The organism is Lysinibacillus sp. NPDC047702, from assembly GCF_050272555.1.
GTDB lineage: Bacteria > Bacillota > Bacilli > Bacillales_A > Planococcaceae > Lysinibacillus.
This window is the reverse complement of sequence record NZ_JBNNMG010000004.1, coordinates 126174-149851: the sequence shown is the minus strand read 5'-3', so window position 1 is coordinate 149851 and position 23678 is coordinate 126174. Positions and strand designations below refer to the sequence as shown.

General features: G+C 38.3%; 21 protein-coding genes and 1 riboswitch. Of the genes, 15 read left to right on the top strand and 6 right to left on the bottom strand.

Annotated features, from left to right (window positions below; all coding sequences use genetic code 11):
• Positions 1-97 precede the first annotated feature (97 nt).
• From ACQKIM_RS03835 to ACQKIM_RS03810, 6 genes are all read left to right on the top strand, one after another.
• On the top strand, positions 98-1441 hold the full coding sequence (locus ACQKIM_RS03835; protein WP_427539296.1) for a dihydrolipoamide acetyltransferase family protein: 1344 nt from the start codon (positions 98-100) through the stop codon (positions 1439-1441).
• 121 nt (positions 1442-1562) lie between these two features.
• Positions 1563-3266, top strand: coding sequence for a methylmalonyl-CoA mutase family protein (locus tag ACQKIM_RS03830; protein WP_427539293.1), 1704 nt, complete (start codon positions 1563-1565; stop codon positions 3264-3266).
• The gene (gene scpA, locus ACQKIM_RS03825; RefSeq protein WP_427539290.1) at positions 3263-5416 is read left to right on the top strand and encodes a methylmalonyl-CoA mutase; all 2154 of its coding nucleotides are present in this window, start codon (positions 3263-3265) and stop codon (positions 5414-5416) included. Before ACQKIM_RS03830 ends, scpA begins: the two co-directional genes overlap by 4 nt.
• Positions 5416-6513, top strand: coding sequence for a methylmalonyl Co-A mutase-associated GTPase MeaB (gene meaB / locus ACQKIM_RS03820; RefSeq protein ID WP_427539287.1), 1098 nt, complete (start codon positions 5416-5418; stop codon positions 6511-6513). Before scpA ends, meaB begins: the two co-directional genes overlap by 1 nt.
• Before the next feature lie 172 nt (positions 6514-6685).
• On the top strand, positions 6686-7126 hold the full coding sequence (locus tag ACQKIM_RS03815; protein ID WP_427539284.1) for a BrxA/BrxB family bacilliredoxin: 441 nt from the start codon (positions 6686-6688) through the stop codon (positions 7124-7126).
• 225 nt (positions 7127-7351) lie between these two features.
• A complete protein-coding gene (locus ACQKIM_RS03810) occupies positions 7352-8329 on the top strand; it encodes an aromatic acid exporter family protein (RefSeq protein WP_427539281.1) in 978 nt (325 codons plus the stop codon).
• A gap of 18 nt (positions 8330-8347) precedes the next feature.
• On the opposite strand, the gene prli42 is transcribed toward ACQKIM_RS03810, so the two are convergent.
• Positions 8348-8443: a stressosome-associated protein Prli42 gene (prli42, locus tag ACQKIM_RS03805; protein ID WP_173479009.1), complete on the bottom strand. Its 96-nt coding sequence runs from the start codon at positions 8441-8443 to the stop codon at positions 8348-8350.
• A gap of 125 nt (positions 8444-8568) precedes the next feature.
• Between prli42 and mce the strand changes: the two genes are divergently transcribed.
• From mce to ACQKIM_RS03775, 6 genes are all read left to right on the top strand, one after another.
• The gene (mce, locus tag ACQKIM_RS03800; RefSeq protein ID WP_053594596.1) at positions 8569-8982 is read left to right on the top strand and encodes a methylmalonyl-CoA epimerase; all 414 of its coding nucleotides are present in this window, start codon (positions 8569-8571) and stop codon (positions 8980-8982) included.
• A gap of 5 nt (positions 8983-8987) precedes the next feature.
• Positions 8988-10535, top strand: coding sequence for an acyl-CoA carboxylase subunit beta (locus tag ACQKIM_RS03795; RefSeq protein ID WP_427539276.1), 1548 nt, complete (start codon positions 8988-8990; stop codon positions 10533-10535).
• A gap of 142 nt (positions 10536-10677) precedes the next feature.
• On the top strand, positions 10678-11631 hold the full coding sequence (locus ACQKIM_RS03790) for a hypothetical protein (RefSeq protein WP_427539273.1): 954 nt from the start codon (positions 10678-10680) through the stop codon (positions 11629-11631).
• Between the two features lie 352 nt (positions 11632-11983).
• Complete coding sequence (locus tag ACQKIM_RS03785; protein ID WP_427539270.1) at positions 11984-13099, top strand: M20/M25/M40 family metallo-hydrolase; 1116 nt, start codon at positions 11984-11986, stop codon at positions 13097-13099.
• Between the two features lie 26 nt (positions 13100-13125).
• Entirely contained in the window at positions 13126-13614 is a 489-nt protein-coding gene (locus tag ACQKIM_RS03780; protein ID WP_427539267.1) for a chemotaxis protein CheW, read from the top strand.
• Positions 13615-13749: 135 nt separating this feature from the next.
• A riboswitch (cyclic di-GMP riboswitch) is annotated at positions 13750-13836 on the top strand.
• Between the two features lie 43 nt (positions 13837-13879).
• Positions 13880-14767 (top strand): amidase, encoded by an 888-nt coding sequence (locus tag ACQKIM_RS03775; RefSeq protein ID WP_427539264.1) that lies wholly within the window; start codon positions 13880-13882, stop codon positions 14765-14767.
• A gap of 165 nt (positions 14768-14932) precedes the next feature.
• Here the strand turns inward: ACQKIM_RS03775 and nspC are convergent, their stop codons facing one another.
• The 4 genes from nspC to ACQKIM_RS03755 all read right to left on the bottom strand — a co-directional run bounded on the left by nspC (position 14933) and on the right by ACQKIM_RS03755 (position 19367).
• A complete protein-coding gene (gene nspC, locus ACQKIM_RS03770) occupies positions 14933-16072 on the bottom strand; it encodes a carboxynorspermidine decarboxylase (RefSeq protein WP_427539261.1) in 1140 nt (379 codons plus the stop codon).
• The gene (locus ACQKIM_RS03765; protein WP_283868543.1) at positions 16069-17298 is read right to left on the bottom strand and encodes a saccharopine dehydrogenase family protein; all 1230 of its coding nucleotides are present in this window, start codon (positions 17296-17298) and stop codon (positions 16069-16071) included. The genes nspC and ACQKIM_RS03765 overlap by 4 nt, the downstream gene beginning before the upstream one ends.
• Positions 17299-17516: 218 nt before the next feature.
• Entirely contained in the window at positions 17517-18965 is a 1449-nt protein-coding gene (locus ACQKIM_RS03760; protein ID WP_427539257.1) for a tryptophanase, read from the bottom strand.
• Between the two features lie 195 nt (positions 18966-19160).
• A complete protein-coding gene (locus tag ACQKIM_RS03755) occupies positions 19161-19367 on the bottom strand; it encodes a hypothetical protein (RefSeq protein ID WP_427539254.1) in 207 nt (68 codons plus the stop codon).
• A 202-nt stretch (positions 19368-19569) separates the two neighbouring features.
• On the opposite strand from ACQKIM_RS03755, the gene ACQKIM_RS03750 reads away from it, so the two are divergent.
• The gene (locus tag ACQKIM_RS03750; protein ID WP_427539251.1) at positions 19570-21285 is read left to right on the top strand and encodes a methyl-accepting chemotaxis protein; all 1716 of its coding nucleotides are present in this window, start codon (positions 19570-19572) and stop codon (positions 21283-21285) included.
• A gap of 82 nt (positions 21286-21367) precedes the next feature.
• Positions 21368-22108 carry a tetratricopeptide repeat protein gene (locus ACQKIM_RS03745; protein WP_427539248.1) on the top strand — a complete coding sequence of 247 codons (741 nt, stop codon included), beginning with the start codon at positions 21368-21370 and terminating at the stop codon, positions 22106-22108.
• A 53-nt stretch (positions 22109-22161) separates the two neighbouring features.
• On the opposite strand, the gene ACQKIM_RS03740 is transcribed toward ACQKIM_RS03745, so the two are convergent.
• Positions 22162-22674: a DUF3221 domain-containing protein gene (locus ACQKIM_RS03740; protein ID WP_427539389.1), complete on the bottom strand. Its 513-nt coding sequence runs from the start codon at positions 22672-22674 to the stop codon at positions 22162-22164.
• Between the two features lie 354 nt (positions 22675-23028).
• Here ACQKIM_RS03740 and ACQKIM_RS03735 point away from each other — a divergent pair, with 354 nt between their 5' ends.
• Positions 23029-23661: a LysE family transporter gene (locus tag ACQKIM_RS03735; RefSeq protein ID WP_427539245.1), complete on the top strand. Its 633-nt coding sequence runs from the start codon at positions 23029-23031 to the stop codon at positions 23659-23661.
• Positions 23662-23678 lie beyond the last annotated feature (17 nt).

The following is a 23678-nucleotide window of genomic DNA, read 5'->3' as shown; positions in this document are numbered from 1 at the left end:
AGAACTGTTCTCTAGCAGTATCCTAGTGGCTGTTCATTCTTAAATGGTGTATCACAGATAAATACAGCTTTGCTTAAATGGATGGGAGGAATAGATGATGGCGATTCAAAATATCACAATGCCACAGCTCGGTGAAAGTGTAACTGAAGGAACAATTGAAAAATGGCTTGTAAAGCCTGGTGATACAGTAAAAAAATATGATCCACTAGCAGAAGTTGTCACAGATAAAGTAAATGCAGAAATCCCTTCATCATTTGAAGGTATTATTACAGAGTTGCTTGCAGAGGAAGGTCAAACGTTACCAGTTGGTGCAATAGTCTGCTCTATTGAAATCGCCGGTGACAGCGAGTTACCGCCTCCACCTCCAGCAAAGAAATCAGCAGTTAGTACGGCGATTTTAAATGCCGGTGTACAAAGAAAACAAGAAACACAACAAGCTACAACAGCTACGGTAGCACCACCAAAGCCAGTAAGGCAGGATAAAGTTCGCTATTCACCAGCAGTTCTTCGACTTGCACAGGAGCATGATATTGCACTCGATCAAGTCACAGGAACAGGCGAAGGAGGGCGTATTACAAGAAAAGATCTTCTGACTTTGATTGAGGCAGGAGCTGTGCCAACTACACAGCCTGAAACACCTGCTACTGATACTTCTGTACAGCAATCAGCACCAGCTGTAGCAAATGTAACACCACAGAACGATATGAAGCCAGCCGCACCTGTACAGCCTTTGCAAGCAGGGGATATTGAAATACCTGTAACGAAAGTGCGTCGTGCTATTGCTAATAATATGGTAAGAAGTGTTCATGAAGTGCCGCATGCATGGATGATGATGGAAGTGGATGTAACTGATTTAGTCACTTATCGAGACAGTATAAAGACAGAGTTTAAACACAAAGAAGGCTTTAACATTACGTATTTTGCCTTCTTTGTGAAAGCTGTTGCACAAGCATTAAAAGAGTTTCCAATGATGAATTCTATGTGGGCAGAGGATAAAATTATTCAGAAGCATGACATCAATATTTCCATTGCCGTCGCAACAGATGATGCCTTATTTGTTCCTGTTATAAAACACGCTGATGAAAAATCGATCAAAGGGATTGCAAGGGAAATTAATGAGCTCGCTGTCAAAGTAAGAGCTGGAAAATTGTCAATGGATGATATTAAAGGCGGAACTTTTACGGTCAATAATACGGGCGCATTTGGCTCTGTACAGTCAATGGGCATCATTAATTATCCACAAGCAGCAATTTTACAGGTGGAAAGTATTGTAAAAAAACCAGTTATTTTACCGGGTGGAATGTTTGCTGCACGGGATATTGTGAATTTATGTTTGTCATTAGATCACCGTGTATTAGACGGACTTGTTTGCGGTAAATTCCTAAATAGAGTGAAAGAAATACTCGAAAATACAAATAAATCTTCGACGTCAGTCTACTGATGACTTCTCGGAAACCTGTTGTATAACGGTTTCCGATTTTTTTTTTGCTTTTCGAGTCGCAATTTGTCATGTAGAATAACAAATAGAAACTACTAAGGGGGGAAGCTGATTAAGCGTCCGCATGTCAAACAACATGAAAAATATTGAATTTGAAAAGCCATCCTATTCAGAATGGCAAGATGCAGCAATCAAGGCTTTAAAAGGGAAACCATTCGAGTCTCTTTTAACGAAAACAAGTGAAGGTGTTACATTAGAACCTCTTTACACACAAGAAAGTTTAGTAGCAAAACTTGGTGAAGAACTTGATAAACAAGTTGCCACAATCCGTTCCCTGCAAAATAGTCAAGTCTTTAAAGTGGCACAGCAAGTATATGCTGACACAGGTGAAGCATTATTTGCTCAGCTTGATGATAGTTTAGCACGTGGAAATGAAGTAGTAACAATTGATAGCCGTGTTAATTTTGAATGGACTGAAGAAATAGTAGCAAAATTAGCGACTTATTTCTCAGAATATTCGTTTAAAATTACGGTTGAAAATTCAAATGACCCATTACTAGCAGTATTCGACAACATTGCCATTGAACAACGAGAAGCTGCCAAAGGTTTCATCGTTTCAAAAAACCCTATCACTTTAACTGATTTTCCGAACGTGCGCTCAATCGGTGCAGATACTACGGTTTATCACAATCAAGGAGCAAACGCTGTACAAGAATTAGCCTATGCACTTGCGTTTGCGGCTAAATATGCAGAGCAAGAAGAAAGCTTTGAAGCCTTTGCACAGCAATTTTTTGTATCCTTTGCTGTTGATACACAGTTCTTTACAGAGATTGCTAAGCTTCGTGCTTTTAAAGTGCTTTGGAAAGCGTTCTCATCTGCTTATGGTGCAGATGAAAATATTAAAATTCCAACTCTTGCAGAAACGTCATTAAGAAGCTTCTCAAAACTAGATGTTTATGTAAATCTATTACGTGCAGCAAATGAAGCGCTTTCTGGCCTAATTGGCGGGGCAGACGTCTTTACTGTTCATCCACATGATGCATTAGCAAAGCCAACTGATCAATCAGTTCGTATCGCACGTAATGTATCTTTAGTTTTAAAAGAAGAAACAAATGTGTTAAAAGTAACTGACCCAGCTGGTGGTTCATATTTCATTGAGTCATTAACAGCTGATTTTGTGAAAGAAGCTTGGGCATTATTCTTAGATATTGAAGCTGCTGGAGGCATTGATGCTTATACTGCTTCAGGTAAGCTAGCAGAAGAATTGGAAAAATCATATCAAGCTCGTATTAAAGCCACACAAACACGTAAGCAATCTCTAATTGGTACAAATATTTATGCGAATCCTGCTGATATGCTTGAAAGTGAAACAAACCCACTATTTGCAGAAATTAAGCGAATTGCTATACCTTTCGAGCAATTACGAGCAGAAATGACTGCAGCCAGAGTGAAAACAGGAATCTTAGCATTAGGTACATTAAAAAGCTCGAAACCACGTGCAGATTTTGTATCTGGTTTCTTAAATACAGTAGGTTTAGTACCAGAAAAAAGCGAACCAATTACAACGGCTGAAGAAGCAGTAGCTTGGTTAAAAGCTACAGAAGCAACCTATGTGGTGATTGCTGGCAATGATGATGATACAAAAGAATTAGTACCAGCAATTCTAGCCGGTAAGCCTGCTAATGTACTTGTTGATGTTGCAGGAAAATTTAAAGACGAAGAAGAAGCTTGGTTAGCAGATGGCTTATGCGGCTTTATTTTCGCAGGACAGAACATCATTGAAAAATTAAATTCAATGTTCGCTAGCATGAAGGAGGTCCAACGATGAGCAAGCCAAATTTTAGTGCAATTGAAATTGAAAAAGTATTAGCAGCTGAAGCACCTTTGGCGTCAGAAGAAAAATTCATGACGAATGAAGGTATTGAGATTAAAGATATTTATACAAAAGAAGATATTAAAGATTCGAAACATTTAAATGATGTGGCAGGTATAGCACCAAATACACGTGGTCCATACCCTACGATGTATGTAGCACGTCCTTGGACTGTTCGCCAATACGCTGGTTTCTCTACAGCTGAAGAATCCAATGCATTCTACAAACGTAATCTGGCGATGGGGCAAAAAGGTCTTTCTGTTGCATTTGACTTAGCAACGCACCGTGGTTATGACTCCGATCATCCACGTGTAACTGGGGATGTTGGTAAAGCTGGGGTTGCCATTGACTCTGTTGAAGATATGAAAATCCTATTTGACCAAATTCCTTTAGATCAAATGTCCGTGTCAATGACAATGAATGGTGCGGTATTACCAGTCTTGGCATTCTATATCGTTGCAGCTGAAGAGCAGGGGGTTACACCTGACAAACTTGCTGGTACGATTCAAAATGATATTTTAAAAGAATACATGGTTCGTAATACTTATATTTACCCACCAGCAATGTCTATGAAAATTATCGCAGATATTTTCGAATATACAGCAAAATTTATGCCAAAATTTAACTCTATTTCGATTTCTGGTTACCATATTCAAGAAGCTGGTGCAACTAATGACATCGAGCTTGCTTATACATTGGCAGATGGTCTTGAATATGTCCGTACGGGATTGAAAGCTGGAATCGATATTGATGCCTTTGCACCGCGCCTATCATTCTTCTGGGCAATTGGCATGAATTATTACATGGAAGTTGCGAAAATGCGTGCTGCTCGCCGTATCTGGGCGCAAATGATGTCTACGTTCAACCCGAAAAATTCAAAGACGTTAGCACTTCGTACACATTCACAAACATCTGGCTGGTCTTTAACGGAGCAAGATCCATTTAATAACGTAACACGTACATTAATTGAGGCTAATGCATCCTCAATGGGTCATACACAATCACTTCATACAAATGCGCTGGATGAGGCCATTGCTCTACCAACAGACTTCTCTGCTCGTATCGCACGTAATACACAGTTATTCTTACAAGAAGAAACGGCTATGACAAAAGTGATTGATCCATGGGGTGGTTCATACTATGTGGAGAAATTAACGGAAGAAATTACAAAATCTGCGTGGGCATTAATTGAAGAAATTGAAGAACTGGGTGGAATGGCGAAAGCGATTGAAACAGGTCTTCCAAAAATGAAGGTCGAGGAAGCTGCAGCAAAACGTCAGGCGAAAATTGACTCTAAATCAGAAACAATTGTTGGTGTCAATAAATATCGTCTAGAAAAAGAAGAGCCTATTGATATTCTTGACATCGACAACACATTAGTGCGTCAAAAACAAATTGAGCGCTTAGAATCAATGCGTTCTGCTCGTAATGAAGAAGAAGTACAAAAACATCTTGCTAGACTAACAGAAGCTGCAAAAGAAGGCGGAGAAAACTTATTAGCAGTAGCGGTAGATGCAGCGCGTGCTCGTGCGTCTTTAGGGGAAATTTCAGATGCAATTGAAGTTGTCTCTGGCCGACATAAAGCAATCATCCGTTCTATTTCAGGTGTATACTCTGCAAACTTCTCTGATGAAGAGCAGATTCTTGAAGTAAAACGAATGACAGACGAATTCCTTGAAAATGAAGGTCGCCGTCCACGTATTTTAGTAGCAAAAATGGGACAAGACGGTCATGATCGCGGTGCCAAAGTTATCGCAACAGGCTATGCTGACTTAGGTTTTGACGTAGATATTTCTCCACTGTTTATGACACCAGAAGAAACAGCGCAAATGGCGGTTGAAAATGATGTGCATTGTATCGGTGTGTCCTCTTTAGCAGCAGGTCACAAAACATTAGTTCCTGCACTGGTATCTGAGCTAACAAAGCTAGGTCGTGAAGATATTATCATTATTGTTGGCGGTGTTATTCCAGCACAGGATTATGAATTCCTTTATGAAGCTGGTGCTGTAGCAATCTTTGGTCCAGGTACAGTAATTCCTGTATCTGCCATTAAAATTATTGAAGAAATCTACAAACGCTTAGGTTATGAGGAAGTGTCTAAGTAATGGACAAAAACAAAGAGATGCAGGATAGTGCACTATTTGTCATGGATGGAGTAGCAGCATCTCACGATGGTATGCAGTATGGTGTACCAAAAAAATTCCGAAAGAAAAAAGCTGATAAAATTGATATACAGGGGCTTGCTCGTGAGGTAATGGCAGGTTCCCGTACTCAATTATCGAGGGCGATAACACTCATTGAAAGCTCAAATGCTGTGCATAAAGCGCAGGCTCAAGAGCTTTTACAGGAGCTTCTACCACATACAGGAAACAGTGTTCGTATTGGCATTACAGGGGTTCCTGGTGCTGGAAAAAGCTCATTTATTGAAGCTTTCGGAACGATGCTTTGTGAGATGGGGAAAAAAGTAGCAGTCCTAGCGATTGATCCAAGTTCCTCTCTATCAGGGGGAAGTATTTTAGGCGATAAAACACGTATGGAGGAGCTTGTGAAGAAATCGAATGCATTTGTTCGACCATCTCCTTCAGCTGGTACCCTAGGGGGTGTCCATAAAAAAACTCGTGAAACAATGCTAGTTTGTGAAGCTGCTGGCTATGATGTTATTTTAATTGAAACTGTCGGTGTTGGACAAAGCGAAACATATGTCCGAGGTATGGTTGATTTCTTCTTGTTGCTAGTATTAACAGGAGCCGGTGACGAGCTACAAGGCATGAAAAAGGGTATTATGGAGTTAGCAGATGCCATCGTTGTGCATAAGGCTGATGGAGATAACGTACGTTTAGCCAAAAAAACTGTATCTGAGTATAAACAAATTTTGCATTTCTTACAGCCAGCTACTCCAGGATGGATGTCTACTGCTATGCCAGTTAGTTCATGGGAAAAACGCGGCCTCGACAAAGTATGGAATACAATCGGAGAGTTTAGACAAACGGTTGAAACAAATAATTACTGGTCAATTAGACGTCAAAATCAAACCAAGGATTGGTTCCAATCAATGATTACTGACCATTTAATTGATGCGTTTTACGGTAATTCAGAGCGTAAGGCGCAAGTGCAACTGTTAGAACACCAAATTTTAAATGGACAGCTGACAGTAACACAAGGTGTAGATCGTTTATTTAGCGATAATCAATCACAGCAATAAACTGTTGCTGCATCTTCATTCAGCAAATGTGTTAGTGTCGAAAGCATCGAAATCAAGACGAAATTACTGAGCAAGTAGGTGCACAAAATCGCTACTAACTGCTATGATAGGAGATGTATTAGTGTCAGTCTAAAGTCTAAGGTGACACGAACTTGAAAGGAGCTATCGCTATATGAATATGGATTACGATTTATTTATGCAAGAAATTTTAAAAACAGCACGTGCAGAAATTGAGGCTGCTGGTTATGAGCAGCTACGCACACCAGAGGCTGTTGAAGAGGCGTTTGCTCGTCCAGGTACAACATTAGTTATGGTCAATTCAGTTTGCGGCTGTGCAGGAGGTATTGCACGTCCAGCAGCAGCACAAAGCGTTCATTATGATAAACGTCCAAATCATCTTGTTACAGTTTTTGCTGGTCAAGATAAAGAAGCAACGGCAGCTGCTCGTTATCACTTCGGTGAAGATCACTTACCATCCTCTCCATCTTTTGTACTATTAAAGGATGGACAAGTGGTAGCTGAAGTTGGACGCTATGAAATTGAAGGTCACGATCCAATGTCTGTTGTGACAAATTTACAAGCAAACTTTGAAGAATACTGCGATGAACTTTAATATTATTCATTAATTAATTTGATAAGTAGAACGCTCCGCAGCAACAACGCTGGCTGCGGAGGCTGTTCCTTGTCATTAATAGTAGATAATTTGTTCTCATTAAGTAATGATGGCTGAAGTATATTTGGAATTTTTTAAATATTAGCTAAATTATGTGCTTAAAAAATTGAATTATTTTAATGAATAGATTAAGTGAAGAGTAATGAAGGATGGGAGGCAGTCGACTTGAAGAAGTTTTCAATCGGCTATCGTACATTAAAAACGGCAACTGGTGCAGCCATTGCAATAGCCATTGCCCAGTATTTTGAATTAGCTTCTTATGCATCTGCTGGTATTTTAACAATACTTTGTGTACAGCCAACGAAGAAAAAATCCCTTCATGCTGCTTATACACGATTTGTCGCAAGTATTATCGGTATGCTTTATGCCTTTTTGAGCTTTGAGCTATTTTCATATCACCCACTCACACTAGCGGGAATGCTCATTATTTTTATTCCCACAATAGTGTCATTGAAGGTAGCAGACGGCTTTGTCTCAAGTGCTGTAATTATTATGCATATTTATGCTGCTGAAAAATTTTCGTGGACATTGGTTTCTAATGAATTAGCTTTAATGGCAATTGGTTATGGGACAGGAATAGCGATTAATATGTATATGCCAGATATTCAAAAGGAATTAAATTACTATCGAGTTAAAATAGAGGAACTATATAGTAAAATTTTTTTAGAAATTGCAAATTATTTAAGAGAAGGCGATACATTGTGGGATGGGCGAGAAATAATTGAAGCCATTACAGCTTTAAATAATGCGAAATCATTAGCCTTTAAAGATGTTGAAAATCATTTTATGAGACGAAAAAATGATTACTATGTCTATTTTGATATGCGTGAACAGCAGCTCGAAATTATTGAAAGAGTACTCCCGAAAATAACAGCCCTACCTGTTATAGTACAAGAGGCAACGATAGTGGCAGACTTTGTTCAAGATCTTGCTGAACATGTTCATTCAGGAAATACGGCTAGTCATTTTAGAGAGAAGCTTGAGCAGGTTAGGCGAGATTTTGCTCAGTTACCGCTACCGCAAAATCATGAGCAATTTTTAGCACAGGCAGCGCTTTATCAATTTATCGAAGAAATGGATCGATATTTAGAAATTAAACAGTCATTTAAGGGTTTAAAGGTAAAGAAAGAGCGCCCGCAGTAATGCGGACGCTAACGCTTTTTACACTAACATGGATAAACCAAACGCTAGAGATGAAATTACCATGATCGCTATCATTGCATAAACAACGATTTTTTGAAATTTTTTATTGCTCATATGCTCGTTCGCTCCTTCTTTTCTTATAAATAGTTTAGCAAATCTGAAAAATTTCTCAAGTAGTAGAGTTTTGACAAAAAAGTCTGTAAAATAGAGTATGTACCATAACAGAAGGAGATGTCACCATGGAGAAAGTAGACCATATTGGGATTGCGGTGCGTGATCTTGATGAACGCATTACATATTATACAGAAACTTTAGGCTTAAAGTTGTTAAAAGTGGAAGAGGTTGAATCTCAACAGGTTCGTGTTGCATTTATAGATGCTGGCAACGTGAAAATCGAATTATTGGAACCGATGAGTGAAAAAAGTGCTATTCATGGATTTATCGAAAAACGTGGAGAAGGTATTCACCATGTAGCTTTCGGTGTGACAGGGATTCGTGAGCGTATGGCAGAGCTTCGTGAAAAAGGCGTGCGTCTTTTATCAGAAGAGCCAGGACCAGGTGCTGGTGGTGCAGAGGTAGCCTTCATGCATCCTAAATCATCTTTCGGTGTACTATATGAATTATGCGATAAAAGTGGAAAAGGGGATAAGTGATTAGTATGGATATGTTCGACAAAATTAATGAGTTATATGACCGTAAGACGGTAATTGAACTTGGTGGTGGCTATGAGCGCATCGACAAGCAACATGAAAAAGGTAAATTAACTGCTCGTGAGCGCATTGAATTATTGCTGGACGAAGATACATTTTTCGAAATCAACCCATTCATTACACACCGTACAGTAGACTTCGGTATGGACAAGATGGAAGGACCTGGTGATGGTGTAGTTACTGGTTTCGGTAAAATTAATGGACGTTCTGTTTACTTATTCTCTCAAGATTTCACTGTATTTGGTGGAGCGCTTGGTGAAATGCATGCGAAAAAAATGGCCACAGTAATGGATCTTGCTGCTAAAAATGGTACACCATTCATTGGTATTAATGATTCTGGTGGTGCACGTATTCAAGAAGGAGTACTTTCACTTGATGGATACGGTCATATTTTCTATCGTAATGCTATCTACTCTGGCGTAATCCCACAAATTTCAGTAATTATGGGACCATGTGCTGGAGGAGCAGTTTATTCTCCAGCCATCACAGACTTTATCCTAATGGTTGATAAAACATCTCAAATGTTCATTACAGGACCTAAAGTAATTGAAACAGTTACAGGTGAAAAAATTTCTGCTGAAGATTTAGGTGGTTCTAAAGTAAATAACGCTGTAAGTGGTAATGCACACTTCCGTGCACCATCTGAAGAAGAAGCAATCGATCAAATTAAAAAACTATTAAGCTATCTTCCACAAAATAATAAAGAAAAAGCACCACGTCAGGCACGTCCAGAGGGTGATGACTACCGCCCTGAAATCGTGGATACTGTGCCGATCGAAACAACTCGTCCTTATGATGTACGTAGAGTAGTTGAGCAAGTAGTGGACGAAGGCTCATTTATGGAAGTTCACTCAGAATTTGCGAAAAACGTAGTAGTAGGTTTTGCACGTATTGCGGGTGAATCTGTTGGTCTTGTATGTAATCAACCAAAAGTACTTGCTGGTGGACTAGATATCGATTCTTCTGACAAAGCGGCTCGTTTCATCCGTACATGTGATGCATACAATGTTCCAATCATCACATTTGAGGACGTTTCTGGCTTCTTCCCAGGCGTTAAACAAGAACATGGTGGAATTATCCGTCATGGAGCAAAAATTCTTTATGCATACTCTGAAGCAACTGTACCGAAAATTACAGTTATTTTACGTAAAGCATATGGTGGTGCTTATGTTGCACTTAACTCAAAATCAATTGGAGCTGACCTCGTATTTGCTTGGCCAAACGCTGAAATTGCCGTTATGGGTGCAGCAGGTGCTGCAAATATTATCTTTGCACGCGAAATTGCAAAATCGGATGATCCAGAAGCAACACGTGCAGCGAAAATTGAGGAATACAAAGAAAAATTCGCAAACCCATATGTTGCAGCATCTCGCGGTATGGTGGATGATGTCATTGATCCACGTGATACACGTATTAAGCTAATTCAAGGCTTAGATATGCTTTCAAATAAGCATGAATCACGTCCAGAGAAAAAGCACGGAAACATTCCACTATAAAATTAGTACAAGTCCAGTAGCCATTTGGTTGCTGGGCTTTCCTTTTGATTCAAAAAAAATGACGAAAAATGATAAAAGATGACAGATAATTGAAACATTTATTCTTTTCATCCGTACAAATAAATAAGAGGAGTTGGGATGAATGGAATGGAGACAGTTACAAAATGAACAGGAAATAATACATGCACAATTAAGAAATATCAGTAGATTAAATGAACAAAAGCTATTAATTGAAAAGCAACTTGAGCGTGCACAACAGGACATTTACAAACACTCTATAGCACTCAATCACATTCGAACGAAACTTGATAAATTAGAAGGATTTTCGTTTATGAATATGATTCGTACGTGGACGGGGCAACAAGATGAGCTACGAGCAGAGAAAATTGATAAAGCAGCCGTTCTTGAATTAAAAATAAATGAAGCAAAGAAAATGCAAGAAGATTTAACAACCGATTTAGCACAAGCTAAGTCAAAGCTTACTGAAATTAATGAACAACATTTACAAGAAGCTTTAAGCCAGCTGAATGCTAAAAAGAAAAATTACTTACAAATACATGAGCCAGAGCAAGCAAAAAAATTAGAGCGATTAGCGCATGAGGAAATAATAACGAAGCAATTAATTGTGGAAATGAAGGAAGCAGAAGAGGCTGGTGAAACTGCATTAACAAAGCTTGGGCAAGCAGCAGCTTCCCTACATTCCGCTAATGGTTTTTCAACATGGGATACGTTTTTGGGAGGTGGACTTATTGCTACGCATTTAAAGCATGATGCACTTAATCAGTCTGAAAATTATCTTCACGATGCACAAATTGCTTTACAGCGATTTCATAATGAACTTCTTGACGTCCATGATTTATCAACGAAATCATTACATGTTGAAACAGATGGTTTTGTAAAATTTGCAGACTATTTCTTTGATGATATTTTCTCAGCTTGGTCTGTTCACTCTAAAATTTCAACTGCTAGGGAGCAAGTATCCCGTGTGCAAGATGATGTACATAATACAATTTGGCGTTTACAGGATAAGCATCATAAAGCGGTTGAACATCTTCAGTCACTTGAGCGAGAAAAAGAGGCTATCTTTCAACTATAAGAAGCTTGTGGAAAGGGATAAACCCCTTCTTTCACAGGCTTTTTATCTTCATTCAGCAAATATTTTTTGTATCATCTGTGCGAAAGCGAAGCGACAGCAACAACACACGACCGAGTGACCAACATCATGCTACTGGTGCTGCGTTAGCACTACGTTTTCGCGCAAAACATCTGCAGGTCTAAGCACAAAGCCGATTCCGGACGCAATTATGCCGAGGCATAATTGATCTCCTTCTCCTTCCAAAAATTAGTCTCGTTCTGCTAGCGAATTATTTCAACTCCTCAAACGTTGTGCTAAAATAATACATATACTATAACGTGGCAATACACGTAAACTAAGGGAGTCTTACAACATGACAAGTCGTTTAGTGGAAGAGTTTTTCGAGCTCGTACAAATTGATTCAGAAACAAAATATGAGCATGTAATTGCACCGATTTTAATGGACAAATTAACAGCGCTTGGTTTTTCTGTAGAACAGGATGATGCCCATACACGTAATGGACATGGAGCAGGCAATATATTGGCTACTTTAAAAGGTTCATTAGATGTTGAACCAATTTATTTTACTTCTCATATGGATACGGTTGTACCAGGTAAAGGAATTAAACCTTCTTTACGTGAGGATGGTTACATTGTGTCAGATGGTACTACAATTTTAGGTGCTGATGATAAAGCTGGATTAGCGGCATTGCTAGAAATGGTGAAGCGTTTAAAAGAGCAGAATATTGAGCATGGAGATATTGAATTTATCATCACTGCAGGTGAGGAAAGTGGACTTGTTGGTGCTAAAGAATTAGATCCATCTAAAATTAAAGCTAAATATGGCTTTGCAGTGGACAGTGATGGCAAAGTGGGTGGAATTGTCACAGCAGCACCCTATCAAGCAAAAATCTTCGCTAAAATTATTGGCAAAACTGCCCATGCTGGTGTGGCTCCAGAAAAAGGAGTGTCAGCGATTACAGTTGCTGCCAAATGTATTGCACAAATGAAGCTAGGTCGCTTAGATGAAGAAACTACAGCAAATATTGGTCGTTTTGAGGGTGGTCAGGCTACGAATATTGTATGTGATGAAGTGAATATTCTTGCAGAGGCTCGCTCAATTGATAAAACGAAGCTCGATGCTCAAACGAAGCATATGCAGGAGACATTTGAACAAATATCTGCATCACTGGGAGCACGTGCTGAAGTAGAAGTCAAGCTTATGTATCCAGGATTCCGAGTAACTGAAACAGATAAAGTCGTTCAAATCGCAATGGCAGCAGCACGTAACATTGATCGCACGCCAACGCTTGGTATTTCCGGAGGAGGCTCAGATGCAAATGTGATTGCAGGGTTTGGTATCCCTACGGTCAACCTTTCTGTAGGCTACGAAGATATTCATACAACAAATGAAAAAATTCCAGTAGAAGAATTAGAAAAATTAGCAGATTTACTAGTTGAAATTGTCAAAGAGTCTGCAAAAATATAACAGCAGAAATTGAAGGATGTGACCGCATGGAGAGTGTAAAAGCAGTAGTATTTGCTTGTGGGACTGAGGAATATGCAGTGCCTGTGGAACAAGCAATTTCGATTGAAAAATTAGAGCATGTAACACCAATTCCTCATTTACCTAATTATCTTCTAGGCTTCACAAGAATTCGTGGTGAGCTTGTACCAGTGCTTGATTTTGAACGTATTCTTTATAATCGTTCTTCAAATGCTGCAACAGCACGTATTATAGTATTAAATACAGATGTTGTGAATTATGGATTACTCGTAACAGAGGCACGTGAAATTCTAGATTTTGACACGTCTATCTTACAGCAGATGGGACTTGTCAACTATTCAAAAACACGTTATTTTACAGCAGTAGCAAACCTAGAAAATCGTATGATTACTTATGTAGACCCAAAAATACTAGTCAATTCACTAGAAGGAATTCGTGAAATTATTAATTACTTGCATAAAATGCTTGAAAATGAACAAGAAAACGTAGATGCTTGAATGCTCTACGTTTTTTATTTTCTATAGTAAAAATAACCCGTAGATTTATTATTTGATTCCAGCATATTTATGATTATTATGCATTTTTCCTACAGACATTTTTATTTTTCCAATGTATGATAAAAGTAAGAAAACAACTGTAAAAGGCAAACTTGTCGAAAGGGAAGAACGCAAAACCATGAGTCTAACCACTATTCTAGTGCATGATTTCATGTTGCCAGGATCTGTTATAGGAGCCTTGGCGAATAGAATGGAGCTGTAAGATATGAAACGTTATTCACTATTAACAATAACTATTGTTATTTTTGTTACCATTGCCAGTGCGTTTGGACTATCATTTGGGAAGGTAGATGCAGTGACTGTGGAAGATAAGGCTACTTGGTTATGGGATACATCAAAAATTATTGAGGATGAGGCAGGAGTACTCTTATTTTTAGAGAATAAACAAGTAAACAAACTTTATTTACAGATTGATATGGATATAGCAAATGCCGATTATAAGCGCTTTATTGGTCACGCAACAGCAAAGGGCATCAAAATATATGCATTGGATGGAGCGCCAGATTGGGTATCCAAAGAAGGCTATAAAATGCAGGAACAGCTGTTTGATTGGTTACATACATACAATAGAAATGCTGAAGTAACAGAGCAATTTTCAGGTGTTCATCTTGATGTAGAGCCATACTTAAATAGTGGATGGAGTCACAATCGGACACAAACAATTGAATCCTATCAAGCACTTCTTACAAAAGCCAAAAGGGAAACCAAGCAGTTACATTTACCTTTGGAGGCCGATATGCCATTTTGGTTTGATGAAATTAAATTCAACAATCAATTTGGAAAAGGATTACTAGCAGAATGGGTGATAAACCAAGTAGAGAATGTTTCTATTATGGCTTATCGAAATGCTGCAAAAGAAATTATTAAAGTTGTGCAACATGAAGTAGCCTATGCTAAGAAAGTTAACAAATCCATTGTTATTAGTGTTGAAACAGGGGCATTAGATGATGGTCAAAATATTACTTTTTATGATGATGGTGAAGCTTATATGAATAAACAACTAGCACTTGTTCAACGTCACTATGCCAAAAAAACAAGCTATCAAGGGGTTGCTATTCATCATGTTGATAGTTGGATGAATATGCAGCCATAATAAAAGCAAAGTACACTTAAAACCTATTCGAAGTTGAATGATGTAAAACACTAAGACTATTTTTCTTGAGTTAGGAGGAAAGTAGTCTTTTATAACCCAAAGTAGTTAACAACAAAACACCTCCAACCCAAGCATTCAGCTTAGTTGGAGGTGTTTGCCATTTGATTAAGAAAGTCGACCGCTATAGTCTTCAAATGTAAATTCACGAATGACTTTAATGCCTTCTTCATCATTGTAAGAAACGATTGAAGGTAAGTTGACACCGTTAAACATATGATTTTTCACCATTGAATAATGGGCCATATCCGTAAATACAAGACGATCACCAGGTTTTAATGGCTGCTCAAATGAATAATCGCCAATTACATCACCAGCAAGACATGTAAGTCCACCTAGGCGATATGTGTGGGCTAATTCATTAGCTTGACCAGAACCAATAATCATTGGACGGTATGGCATTTCAAGTACGTCAGGCATATGACATGTTGCTGATGTATCTAAAATAGCAAGATCCATCCCATTTTCTTGGATATCAAGCACGGTAGCTACTAAATAACCAGTATTAAGGGCTACTGCTTCACCTGGCTCTAAATACACAAGCAGGTTATATTTTTCTTGCACATAATTAATGATGTTCACAAGCTTCTCTACATCATAATCTTCACGTGTAATATGGTGTCCTCCACCAAAGTTCAACCATTTCATTTGGTGTAAAACATCACCAAATTTTTCTTCTACTACTTCAATAATACGCTCTAACGTATCTGAATTTTGTTCACACATCGCATGGAAATGTAAGCCATCAATACCTTCAAGCTGGGATTTATCAAAGTTAGCCAAAGTTGTTCCAAGACGGGAATTCGTATAGCAAGGATCGTAAAGTGCTGTTTCAATTTCCGAGTACTCAGGATTCACACGAATACCACATTCAATTGTTTTACCAGCAGATTTCACTTTATCCTTGAACTGAGCCCATTGGTTTAATGAGTTAAACACGACGTGATCTACATAGCCAAGCAGCTCGTCCATTTCATGCTCAATATAAGCAGGAGCATAAACATGAACTTCTTTGCCCATTTTTTCATAGCCAAGACGTGCTTCATGCAGTGAGCTGGCTGTTATGCCAGCTAAATATTCCCCTACTAAAGGGAATGTTGAATGCATAGAGAAACCTTTAAGGGCTAGTAAAATGCGGCAGCCTGTGCGATCTTGAATTGATTTTAAAAGCTCAAGATTTTTTGTTAATAATCGCTCATCCACTACATAAGAAGGGGATGGAACTTTTGAAAAATCAATTGGTTTCATCGGCTTAATTCCTTTGCATCTAAATCAAGGTCAAGTAACTCTGGGTTATGGCTTTCTTGCCATGGTAGACCCCATTTATTTAATGCATCCATGAACGGATCTGGATTGAAATCTTCTACATTCCAAACACCTGGTTTGCGCCATTCACCGTTCATCACAAGCATTGCACCAATCATAGCTGGTACGCCAGTTGTGTAAGAAATCGCTTGTGAACCAACTTCGTTATAGCATTCTTCGTGGTCGCATACGTTGTATACATAATACGTTTTTTCTTTGCCATCTTTTAGACCGCGAATGATACAACCGATATTTGTTTTACCTTTTGTACGTGGTCCAAGAGAAGCTGGATCTGGTAATACCGCTTTAAGGAAGTGGATTGGTTGAATCATTTGACCCTCAAATTCGATAGGTTCGATTGATGTCATGCCAACGTTTTCTAATACTTTTAAGTGTGTTAAGTATTTTTCAGAGAACGTCATCCAGAAGCGGATTTGTTTTAAACCTTTGATATTTTTCGCAAGTGATTCAAGCTCTTCATGGTATAGAAGGTAAATATCTTTTGGTCCGATTTCTGGTAAGTTATAAACTTCTTTTTTCTCAAGCGGTGCTGTTTCAACCCACTTGCCTTCTTTCCAGTAACGACCATTCGCTGTAATTTCGCGAATGTTAATTTCTGGATTGAAGTTTGTTGCGAAATGATAACCATGATCTCCCGCATTTGCATCCACGATATCGATATAGTGGATTTCATCAAACTCATGTTTTTGCGCATGAGCTGTGAAAACGCCTGTTACACCTGGATCAAAACCGCTACCAAGTAATGCAGTTAAGCCAGCTTTTTCAAACTTCTCTTTATAAGCCCATTGCCATTTATATTCAAATTTTGCCGTTTCAGGTGGCTCGTAGTTTGCAGTATCCACATAGTGCACACCTGTCGCTAAGCAAGCATCCATAATCGTTAAGTCCTGATAAGGTAGTGCAACGTTAATGACTACATCTGGTCCGAAAGCTTTAATAAGCTCAATAACCTCTTCTGTATTGTCTGCGTCTACCTGTGCAGTATGAATTTTTGTTTTTCCGCCGTCTAGTTTTTCTTTTAGAGCGTCACATTTTGAAACAGTTCTACTTGCGATACAAATTTCCTCAAATACGTCCGAATTTTGAACACACTTGTGTACCACAACACTGGCAACTCCGCCAGCTCCGATAATCAATGCTTTACCCAATTGTCTACCCCCAAGTTCATATAAAGTATTGTCAAACAAGCCGATTATACAGAAAATCGTTTTAATACTCAATCATTGTTTTAAAAATTCCTACAAAAATATTTATTTTTCGACAATCATCATTCATATTCAGCGGTGAATACCTCTAAAAAAGAAGGAAATTGCATAAAAAATGATTCCCTATGTGTCTATAAAACACATAGGGAATCATATAAAACTTATAGACTATCACCAAAGTCTTCACGGAATTTAGCGGCCAGTTTTTCTGGCCAAGCTGATGTTGTTTCAAGCTTACCAAAGAAGAAACGTAATACTTTAGGCTCGTCTACGAATTCTAAGCCATCGATTAACTCACGATTATCATACAACCATGCGATACGGTCTACAGCATATTTCACCTGTGATAACGTAAACACACGGCGAGGGAGTGCAAGACGGACAAGTTCCATAGCAGATAGTGTTTCTATACCATTTTCGTCACGTTGTTCAGATAATGTACCACGCTCCATCCCACGAACACCACTTACAATATAGATCGCAGCTGCTAAGGCACCAGCAGGGTAGGCACTTTGTTCAATATGTGGTACGAAATCCATTGCATTGACATGACATCCTAAGCCGCCAGCTGGTGTAACTACAGGGACGCCACGTTTGATTAATTCATCTGTCATATATGCGATAAACTGCGGGCCTTGATTAATCATTTGTTCATCCATTGTTTCTTCGAGTCCTACTGTGATGGCTTCCATTTCACGTACAGACATTCCCCCATAAGTTAAAAAGCCTTCGTATAATGTAATGTATTCGCGCATTTTTAGGTATGCTTCTTCATTGTTTGTACAAATACCACCGCCTCGAGCAAAACCAAGTTTACGCGCGGAGAAGTAAATTATATCTGACAGATCAGCTATTTCACGCGTAATATCACGGATAGTAGCGTATTTATACTGTTCTTCTCGTTCCTTAATAAAATATAGGTTATCGGCTAAAAGACTTGCATCAAGAACTAGTAATATATTGTGTTCGTCGCATACGGCACGGACTTCACGCATGTTAGCAACGGAGAATGGTTGTCCCCCAATTAAGTTCGTACCCGCTTCCATGCGCACAAAGGCTATTTTCTCTGCTCCATTTTCAGCGATTAATGTCTTTAATTTATCAATATCAACATTCCCTTTAAAAGATACGTCACTGGTTAAATTAAGAGCTTCTTCTAAAAAAATCTCCTCAACACGTCCACCATTCAATGAAATATGAGCTTTCGTTGTAGTGAAGTGATAGTTCATCGGTACAATTGAATCTGGAGTTACATAAACCTGGGCAAGAATATTCTCACATGCACGACCTTGATGAGTTGGCAGAAAATACTTTGTCCCGAAAATTTCTTCGATTTTATTTTCAAGCTTAGTAAATGTAGCCGAACCAGCATAACTATCATCAGCCTCTAACATAGCTGCTTGTTGGCGATCACTCATCGCATTCACACCGCTATCTGTTAGCATATCCATAAAAATATCTTCATTTTTCAACAAAAATGTATTGTAGCCTGCTTCTTTTATTGCTACGATACGACGTTCAACTGGTGGTAAATTTAATTTTTGAACAATACGAACCTTATGCATTTCTAGTGGAATACTTTCTCCTGAATAAAATTTAATAGATGTCATATTCTGCTCCTTTTATCTAAAATTAAATGAATTTTAATGATTCACCGCATTAAATCATTAAACAATATTATACTAAAAAGAAGGTGGAATTTACAGATTAATCTATTTTTTTAGAAAATTTAACTATTTTTTGTCACAAAGAATCAAAAAAAGGGGGTAGCATTTGAACTCACTACAACCCTTAGCTAATATATTTTATTTAGAAAAACGGTTTGATACTTGCGACTTTTCATCCCCCCATAAATAAAAAAAGATCAATAACAGTGTACTTAAAAACCCCATTACGAGGGCATAGGTACTGAGGGCCACATCCACATGACTCTGCATAGCATAAATGAAAATAGCTCCGAGTATTAACAAATTTCCAATAATAAGCGATACAACATGAAAACGTCTATTCATAGCAAGCCCTCCTAAATGAAGATTTTATGCTCAACAGATGAAGATATAGTACATCAATTATCTCATAATTCAGAACTTTATCCAACACTTTTCCATTCTATTATTTAGTAAAAGATGCTTTTTAAATACATCTTTTTATAGTATGATAAGAAATAAAGATGAATATTCTTAGATTTTTACTAGAAAGGAGAGATGATGAATCGTGAGATTACGAAATTCATTAACTTTTCAACTTGGAACGATCATTGCTGGTATCTTAGTGGTGATGCTAGGAATTACATCGTTCGCTACATACATAACTGCTTATAATAAATTATATGATGCTGCGGGAATCGAGGCATATGGATGTGCCAATATAACAACAGGCTTGATCCGCCCAGAAGATATGGAACAAGCATTGAGTGGGGAGCAAGCGGCAAAAGAGCGTATTGGCAAGGATTTAAACTGGACAACAGGACACAAAGATATCTTTCAAACTCAATATATTTTAACGCTAGATGGTACATTATTAGCCTTAGATGATCATTTGGCAGAGAAAGGCTTTGCACCTGGAGATACGTTTTACATGGACACAGAGGCAATCCAATTATTACTTGAGAAAAAGCATCCAACTTACTCTGAACCTTATACATATGGTGGAATGGAGCGATTATCAGGCTATGCACCTATTTTTAAGGATCATGATACTAGCAAGGAAATTATCGCGATTAGTGTCATTGATTTCGATGCTACTATTGTGAAGGAGCGAACGTGGGATGTTGTGCGTAGTGGTATTTTAATTAGTATTTTTCCAATGTTAATTGCTTCAATTATTACAGGCTTTTTAATTCGTCGTAAGGTTAAGCCTATTACCTTACTAATTCATCAGGCCAAGCAGATTGCAAATGGTAATTTAGCAGTAGAAGAAATGAAGGTAAAAAGGAATGATGAGGTAGGGGATTTAGCAAGCACATTAGATCGTATGACTGTAAACTTACAAAATATGATTATGACGATGCACGCTACTTCTATTACATTAGCCACGAATGCTGATGAAACCGCTAACACATTAAATGATATGTCGAATACAATTCAAGGCGTGGCGCACAATATCTATGAGGTTACGGCGACAGTAACTGAAGGTCTGCATCATGCGGAGAATGCAACAGGTGTACTTACATCTCTAGCAGAGGATTTACAAACTATAAAAGCGAAAGCAGACACAAGTGTTGAAACCTCCCGAGGGACAATGAAAATTGCCGCGGAAGGAGAGCAGCTTGCTAAGGATATAAATAATGATATGACTTTAATCCGTAATGGCTCTGATATGGTTAGTAACACTGTTAGCAATTTAGTCACATCAGCAACGCGCGTTCAGGCTATTACGACATCCATTGCTGGTATTGCTGAACAAACCAACTTACTGGCTTTGAATGCCTCCATTGAAGCAGCAAGAGCAGGCGAACATGGCAAGGGCTTTGCAGTCGTAGCAGAGGAAGTTCGAAAACTTGCTGAGCAATCGAATCAAGAAGTATTAAAGGTTGACCAGCTTATTCAAGAAATTATGGGACATATTCAGCAGGTTACTTCTTCAACACAGGATAATACTAAATATATCGAAAAGGGAACAAAAACAGTTCGTTTAACTGCTCAATCATTAGGAAATATTTCAACAGCTGTTTCACATACTGTGGAAGAAATTATTGAAATATCACATGCTATGACATTGGAAACAGAGAAATCAGATCATGTTGTTCAGATGATTCAACAATTAACACAGTCCATTCAAGAGATTGAGGAAACATTAAATACGATTACAGCGGCAGCCCAGCAAACAACAGCAAGTATTGATGAGGTAGCCCATAGCTCAAATGAAACGAATCAAATGGCACATACACTTGAACAACATGTAAAGTCATTTAAATTAAAAGAATGTTAAAAGTTTTAAGCGCTCCTTTTCCCTTGAAAGATGGTAAACTACCAATAAGACTTTTCTTTTGGTGAAGGTGAGGATTTTAATAGTGATTAAACAGTTTGATGAGCAAGTCCAACAGATTAATGAACTATTTATGAATGGGAGCGTGAAGGAAAGCTATCAATTAGCCAAAAACGTTGTAGCTGATAGTGCATTTGCAGAGCATGCCGCATTTGCCATGATTCAGCAGCATGTTGCGTTATTGGAGGCGAATGGCTATGCGAATATGCCAACTCTTGCTGATGAAAAGGTGAAGCAAAGTATAGAGCGTGCAGATGGCTCCTATCCAGAGCGTGATGTCCTTTCGGCTTATACGGGAACTCAGGATGATGAGCAGTTTGGTAAAGTGGTGGATGAATTGCTGGCTGGGTCTATCGAGGCACAGGCAAATGCTTACTATACAATGGCTGAATATTTTGTTTTGGCGAAAGAGCATGATAAGGCAATGATTCAATATGCCGAAGCAATCAAGCTACAACCAAATAAGGCACTTTACTGGGGAGCTTTCGCGCAATTTCTGAATCGCAGTGAGGGCAGTCCATATTTAGCACTCCGTCTCATTGAAGACGCGATTCAGCTAGATAGCATGAACCCACGCTGGCATTATATTCAAGGGAATATTTTTTTCCAGCTTGTTGCAACTACAAAAAATTTAAGCTATTTACCTGCTTTAGAGGAGGCATGGGAAAAGGCTAAGAAGCGTTGCTCTGCTAAGCAGGTAATGTTAAAGATGGACATTGCAAAATCCACTGACGTTCTGGCTCAATGGAAAAAGCAAATGCTTTAAGGGAATGGGCATCTCTTACTAGGAGAGATGCCTTTTTTTTACACCAAAACAGATTACTTCTTAGCATCCTTTATATGTATAGATATTTCAGGCTTGTTTAAATTCATATTTTCAAAGCTCACATCCCAGCTATTTGTTTGTTTTTTATACTCCATTTTTGTTAGAATTGGGGAATAGTAATGCTCTCCAGTGATTGTGTCAAGCTCATTTACAGCTTGCTGAATAACTTCTTTTTCCGTTAAAATCGTCTCTGGTTTTTCTTGTTCTTCTACAACAAACCTAGTAGCACCTGCACGTCCCGGATACGATAAAAAAGAAGCTCCATACCAAACATACATATAATCTCCAATTTCTACACCTTCACTTTCCTCTGAAGAAAACCAAATGGCATCGAAATATTCATCACCGTCTTCTTGATACCGTGGCTCATGATCTACGACTAAAAATCTTCCTTCCTGTAAAGCTGTTACATAGCCAGAAATGGATGCAGATGAATATTCTTCTTTTATAGATTTTTCAGGGTGAGAACAACTGCTCAAGCCTATTAGGGCCATTAACAATAGCATTCTTTTCAATTCAAATCTACCTCCTACATACATATAGTTTTTCTGAGGAAATTAGCTTGAATTCCTCTTTACGAAATTTTTTCTTAAGTAAGTGATTAGTCATTCTTTTCAAAAGTAACCTATCTGTATTAGTTTAGGACAATAATAATTGGTTTTAGTTAATGGTGGAAGAGGGAACCTTTATTGATAAAAATATTACTTTATTGGGAATGATATGAAATATAGTTTGCATTTTCAATATTATTCTATAAAGCTGAATAATTATTAATAATCCCTTACAATGTCGTATTTTTATGCTATAATCAAACAAACGGACGTAAGAAGCTTATTTTATAGCATGAAAGAAGTGTTTGTTTGAGTTTATATGTAGCATATGTATTGGTAGGACTTGCGATTGCCATGCCAGTCGGAGCCATCACCGTCGAAATGACGAAGCAGGGTTTAAAGAATGGCTTTATCCATGGCTGGGCAGTTGGACTCGGTGGCATGACGATTGATGTAGTATTAGTATTTGCATTGTATATGGGTTTAGCCTCGATTTTAGCAATGCCGATTATTCAAATTCCAATGTGGATAATAGGCGCAGGCTTTTTATTCTTCTTGGGACTGGATTCAATAAAAAATGCGGATCATGATATTACGCTAGCAGGAGAAAAAGTAACGAAATCGTTTTTTACTTCTTATCGTAATGGACTACTAGTAGCCATTTCGCCTGGAAATCTCGTATTTTGGGTGAATGTTTTCGGTGTGGTTCTAGCCAAATCATATGGTCAAGGTGAGTCAACTAGCTTTTTAGTCATTGCAGCGGGTGTTCTGAGCGGTATATTATTGCATGATATTGGCTTAATGGCCATTGTTTCAGTGACTCGTAAAGCGATGAGTCGTAAGGTCATTAAGACCCTTACAATGGCAGCAGGTGTCTTACTAATTGGCTTTGCAGGATATTTTATCTATGAATTTATTCAAGCGATTAAGGTCTATATATGAAAAAAAAGTGCGATTCA

Coding starts and splice junctions, on each gene's coding strand:
- ACQKIM_RS03835 (WP_427539296.1), top strand. CDS start 98: ATGGCGATTCAAAATATCACAATGCCACAGCTCGGTGAAAGTGTAACT.
- ACQKIM_RS03830 (WP_427539293.1), top strand. CDS start 1,563: ATGTCAAACAACATGAAAAATATTGAATTTGAAAAGCCATCCTATTCA.
- scpA (WP_427539290.1), top strand. CDS start 3,263: ATGAGCAAGCCAAATTTTAGTGCAATTGAAATTGAAAAAGTATTAGCA.
- meaB (WP_427539287.1), top strand. CDS start 5,416: ATGGACAAAAACAAAGAGATGCAGGATAGTGCACTATTTGTCATGGAT.
- ACQKIM_RS03815 (WP_427539284.1), top strand. CDS start 6,686: ATGAATATGGATTACGATTTATTTATGCAAGAAATTTTAAAAACAGCA.
- prli42 (WP_173479009.1), bottom strand. CDS start 8,443: ATGAGCAATAAAAAATTTCAAAAAATCGTTGTTTATGCAATGATAGCG.
- mce (WP_053594596.1), top strand. CDS start 8,569: ATGGAGAAAGTAGACCATATTGGGATTGCGGTGCGTGATCTTGATGAA.
- ACQKIM_RS03795 (WP_427539276.1), top strand. CDS start 8,988: ATGGATATGTTCGACAAAATTAATGAGTTATATGACCGTAAGACGGTA.
- ACQKIM_RS03790 (WP_427539273.1), top strand. CDS start 10,678: ATGGAATGGAGACAGTTACAAAATGAACAGGAAATAATACATGCACAA.
- ACQKIM_RS03785 (WP_427539270.1), top strand. CDS start 11,984: ATGACAAGTCGTTTAGTGGAAGAGTTTTTCGAGCTCGTACAAATTGAT.
- ACQKIM_RS03780 (WP_427539267.1), top strand. CDS start 13,126: ATGGAGAGTGTAAAAGCAGTAGTATTTGCTTGTGGGACTGAGGAATAT.
- ACQKIM_RS03775 (WP_427539264.1), top strand. CDS start 13,880: ATGAAACGTTATTCACTATTAACAATAACTATTGTTATTTTTGTTACC.
- nspC (WP_427539261.1), bottom strand. CDS start 16,072: ATGAAACCAATTGATTTTTCAAAAGTTCCATCCCCTTCTTATGTAGTG.
- ACQKIM_RS03760 (WP_427539257.1), bottom strand. CDS start 18,965: ATGACATCTATTAAATTTTATTCAGGAGAAAGTATTCCACTAGAAATG.
- ACQKIM_RS03755 (WP_427539254.1), bottom strand. CDS start 19,367: ATGAATAGACGTTTTCATGTTGTATCGCTTATTATTGGAAATTTGTTA.
- ACQKIM_RS03740 (WP_427539389.1), bottom strand. CDS start 22,674: ATGCTATTGTTAATGGCCCTAATAGGCTTGAGCAGTTGTTCTCACCCT.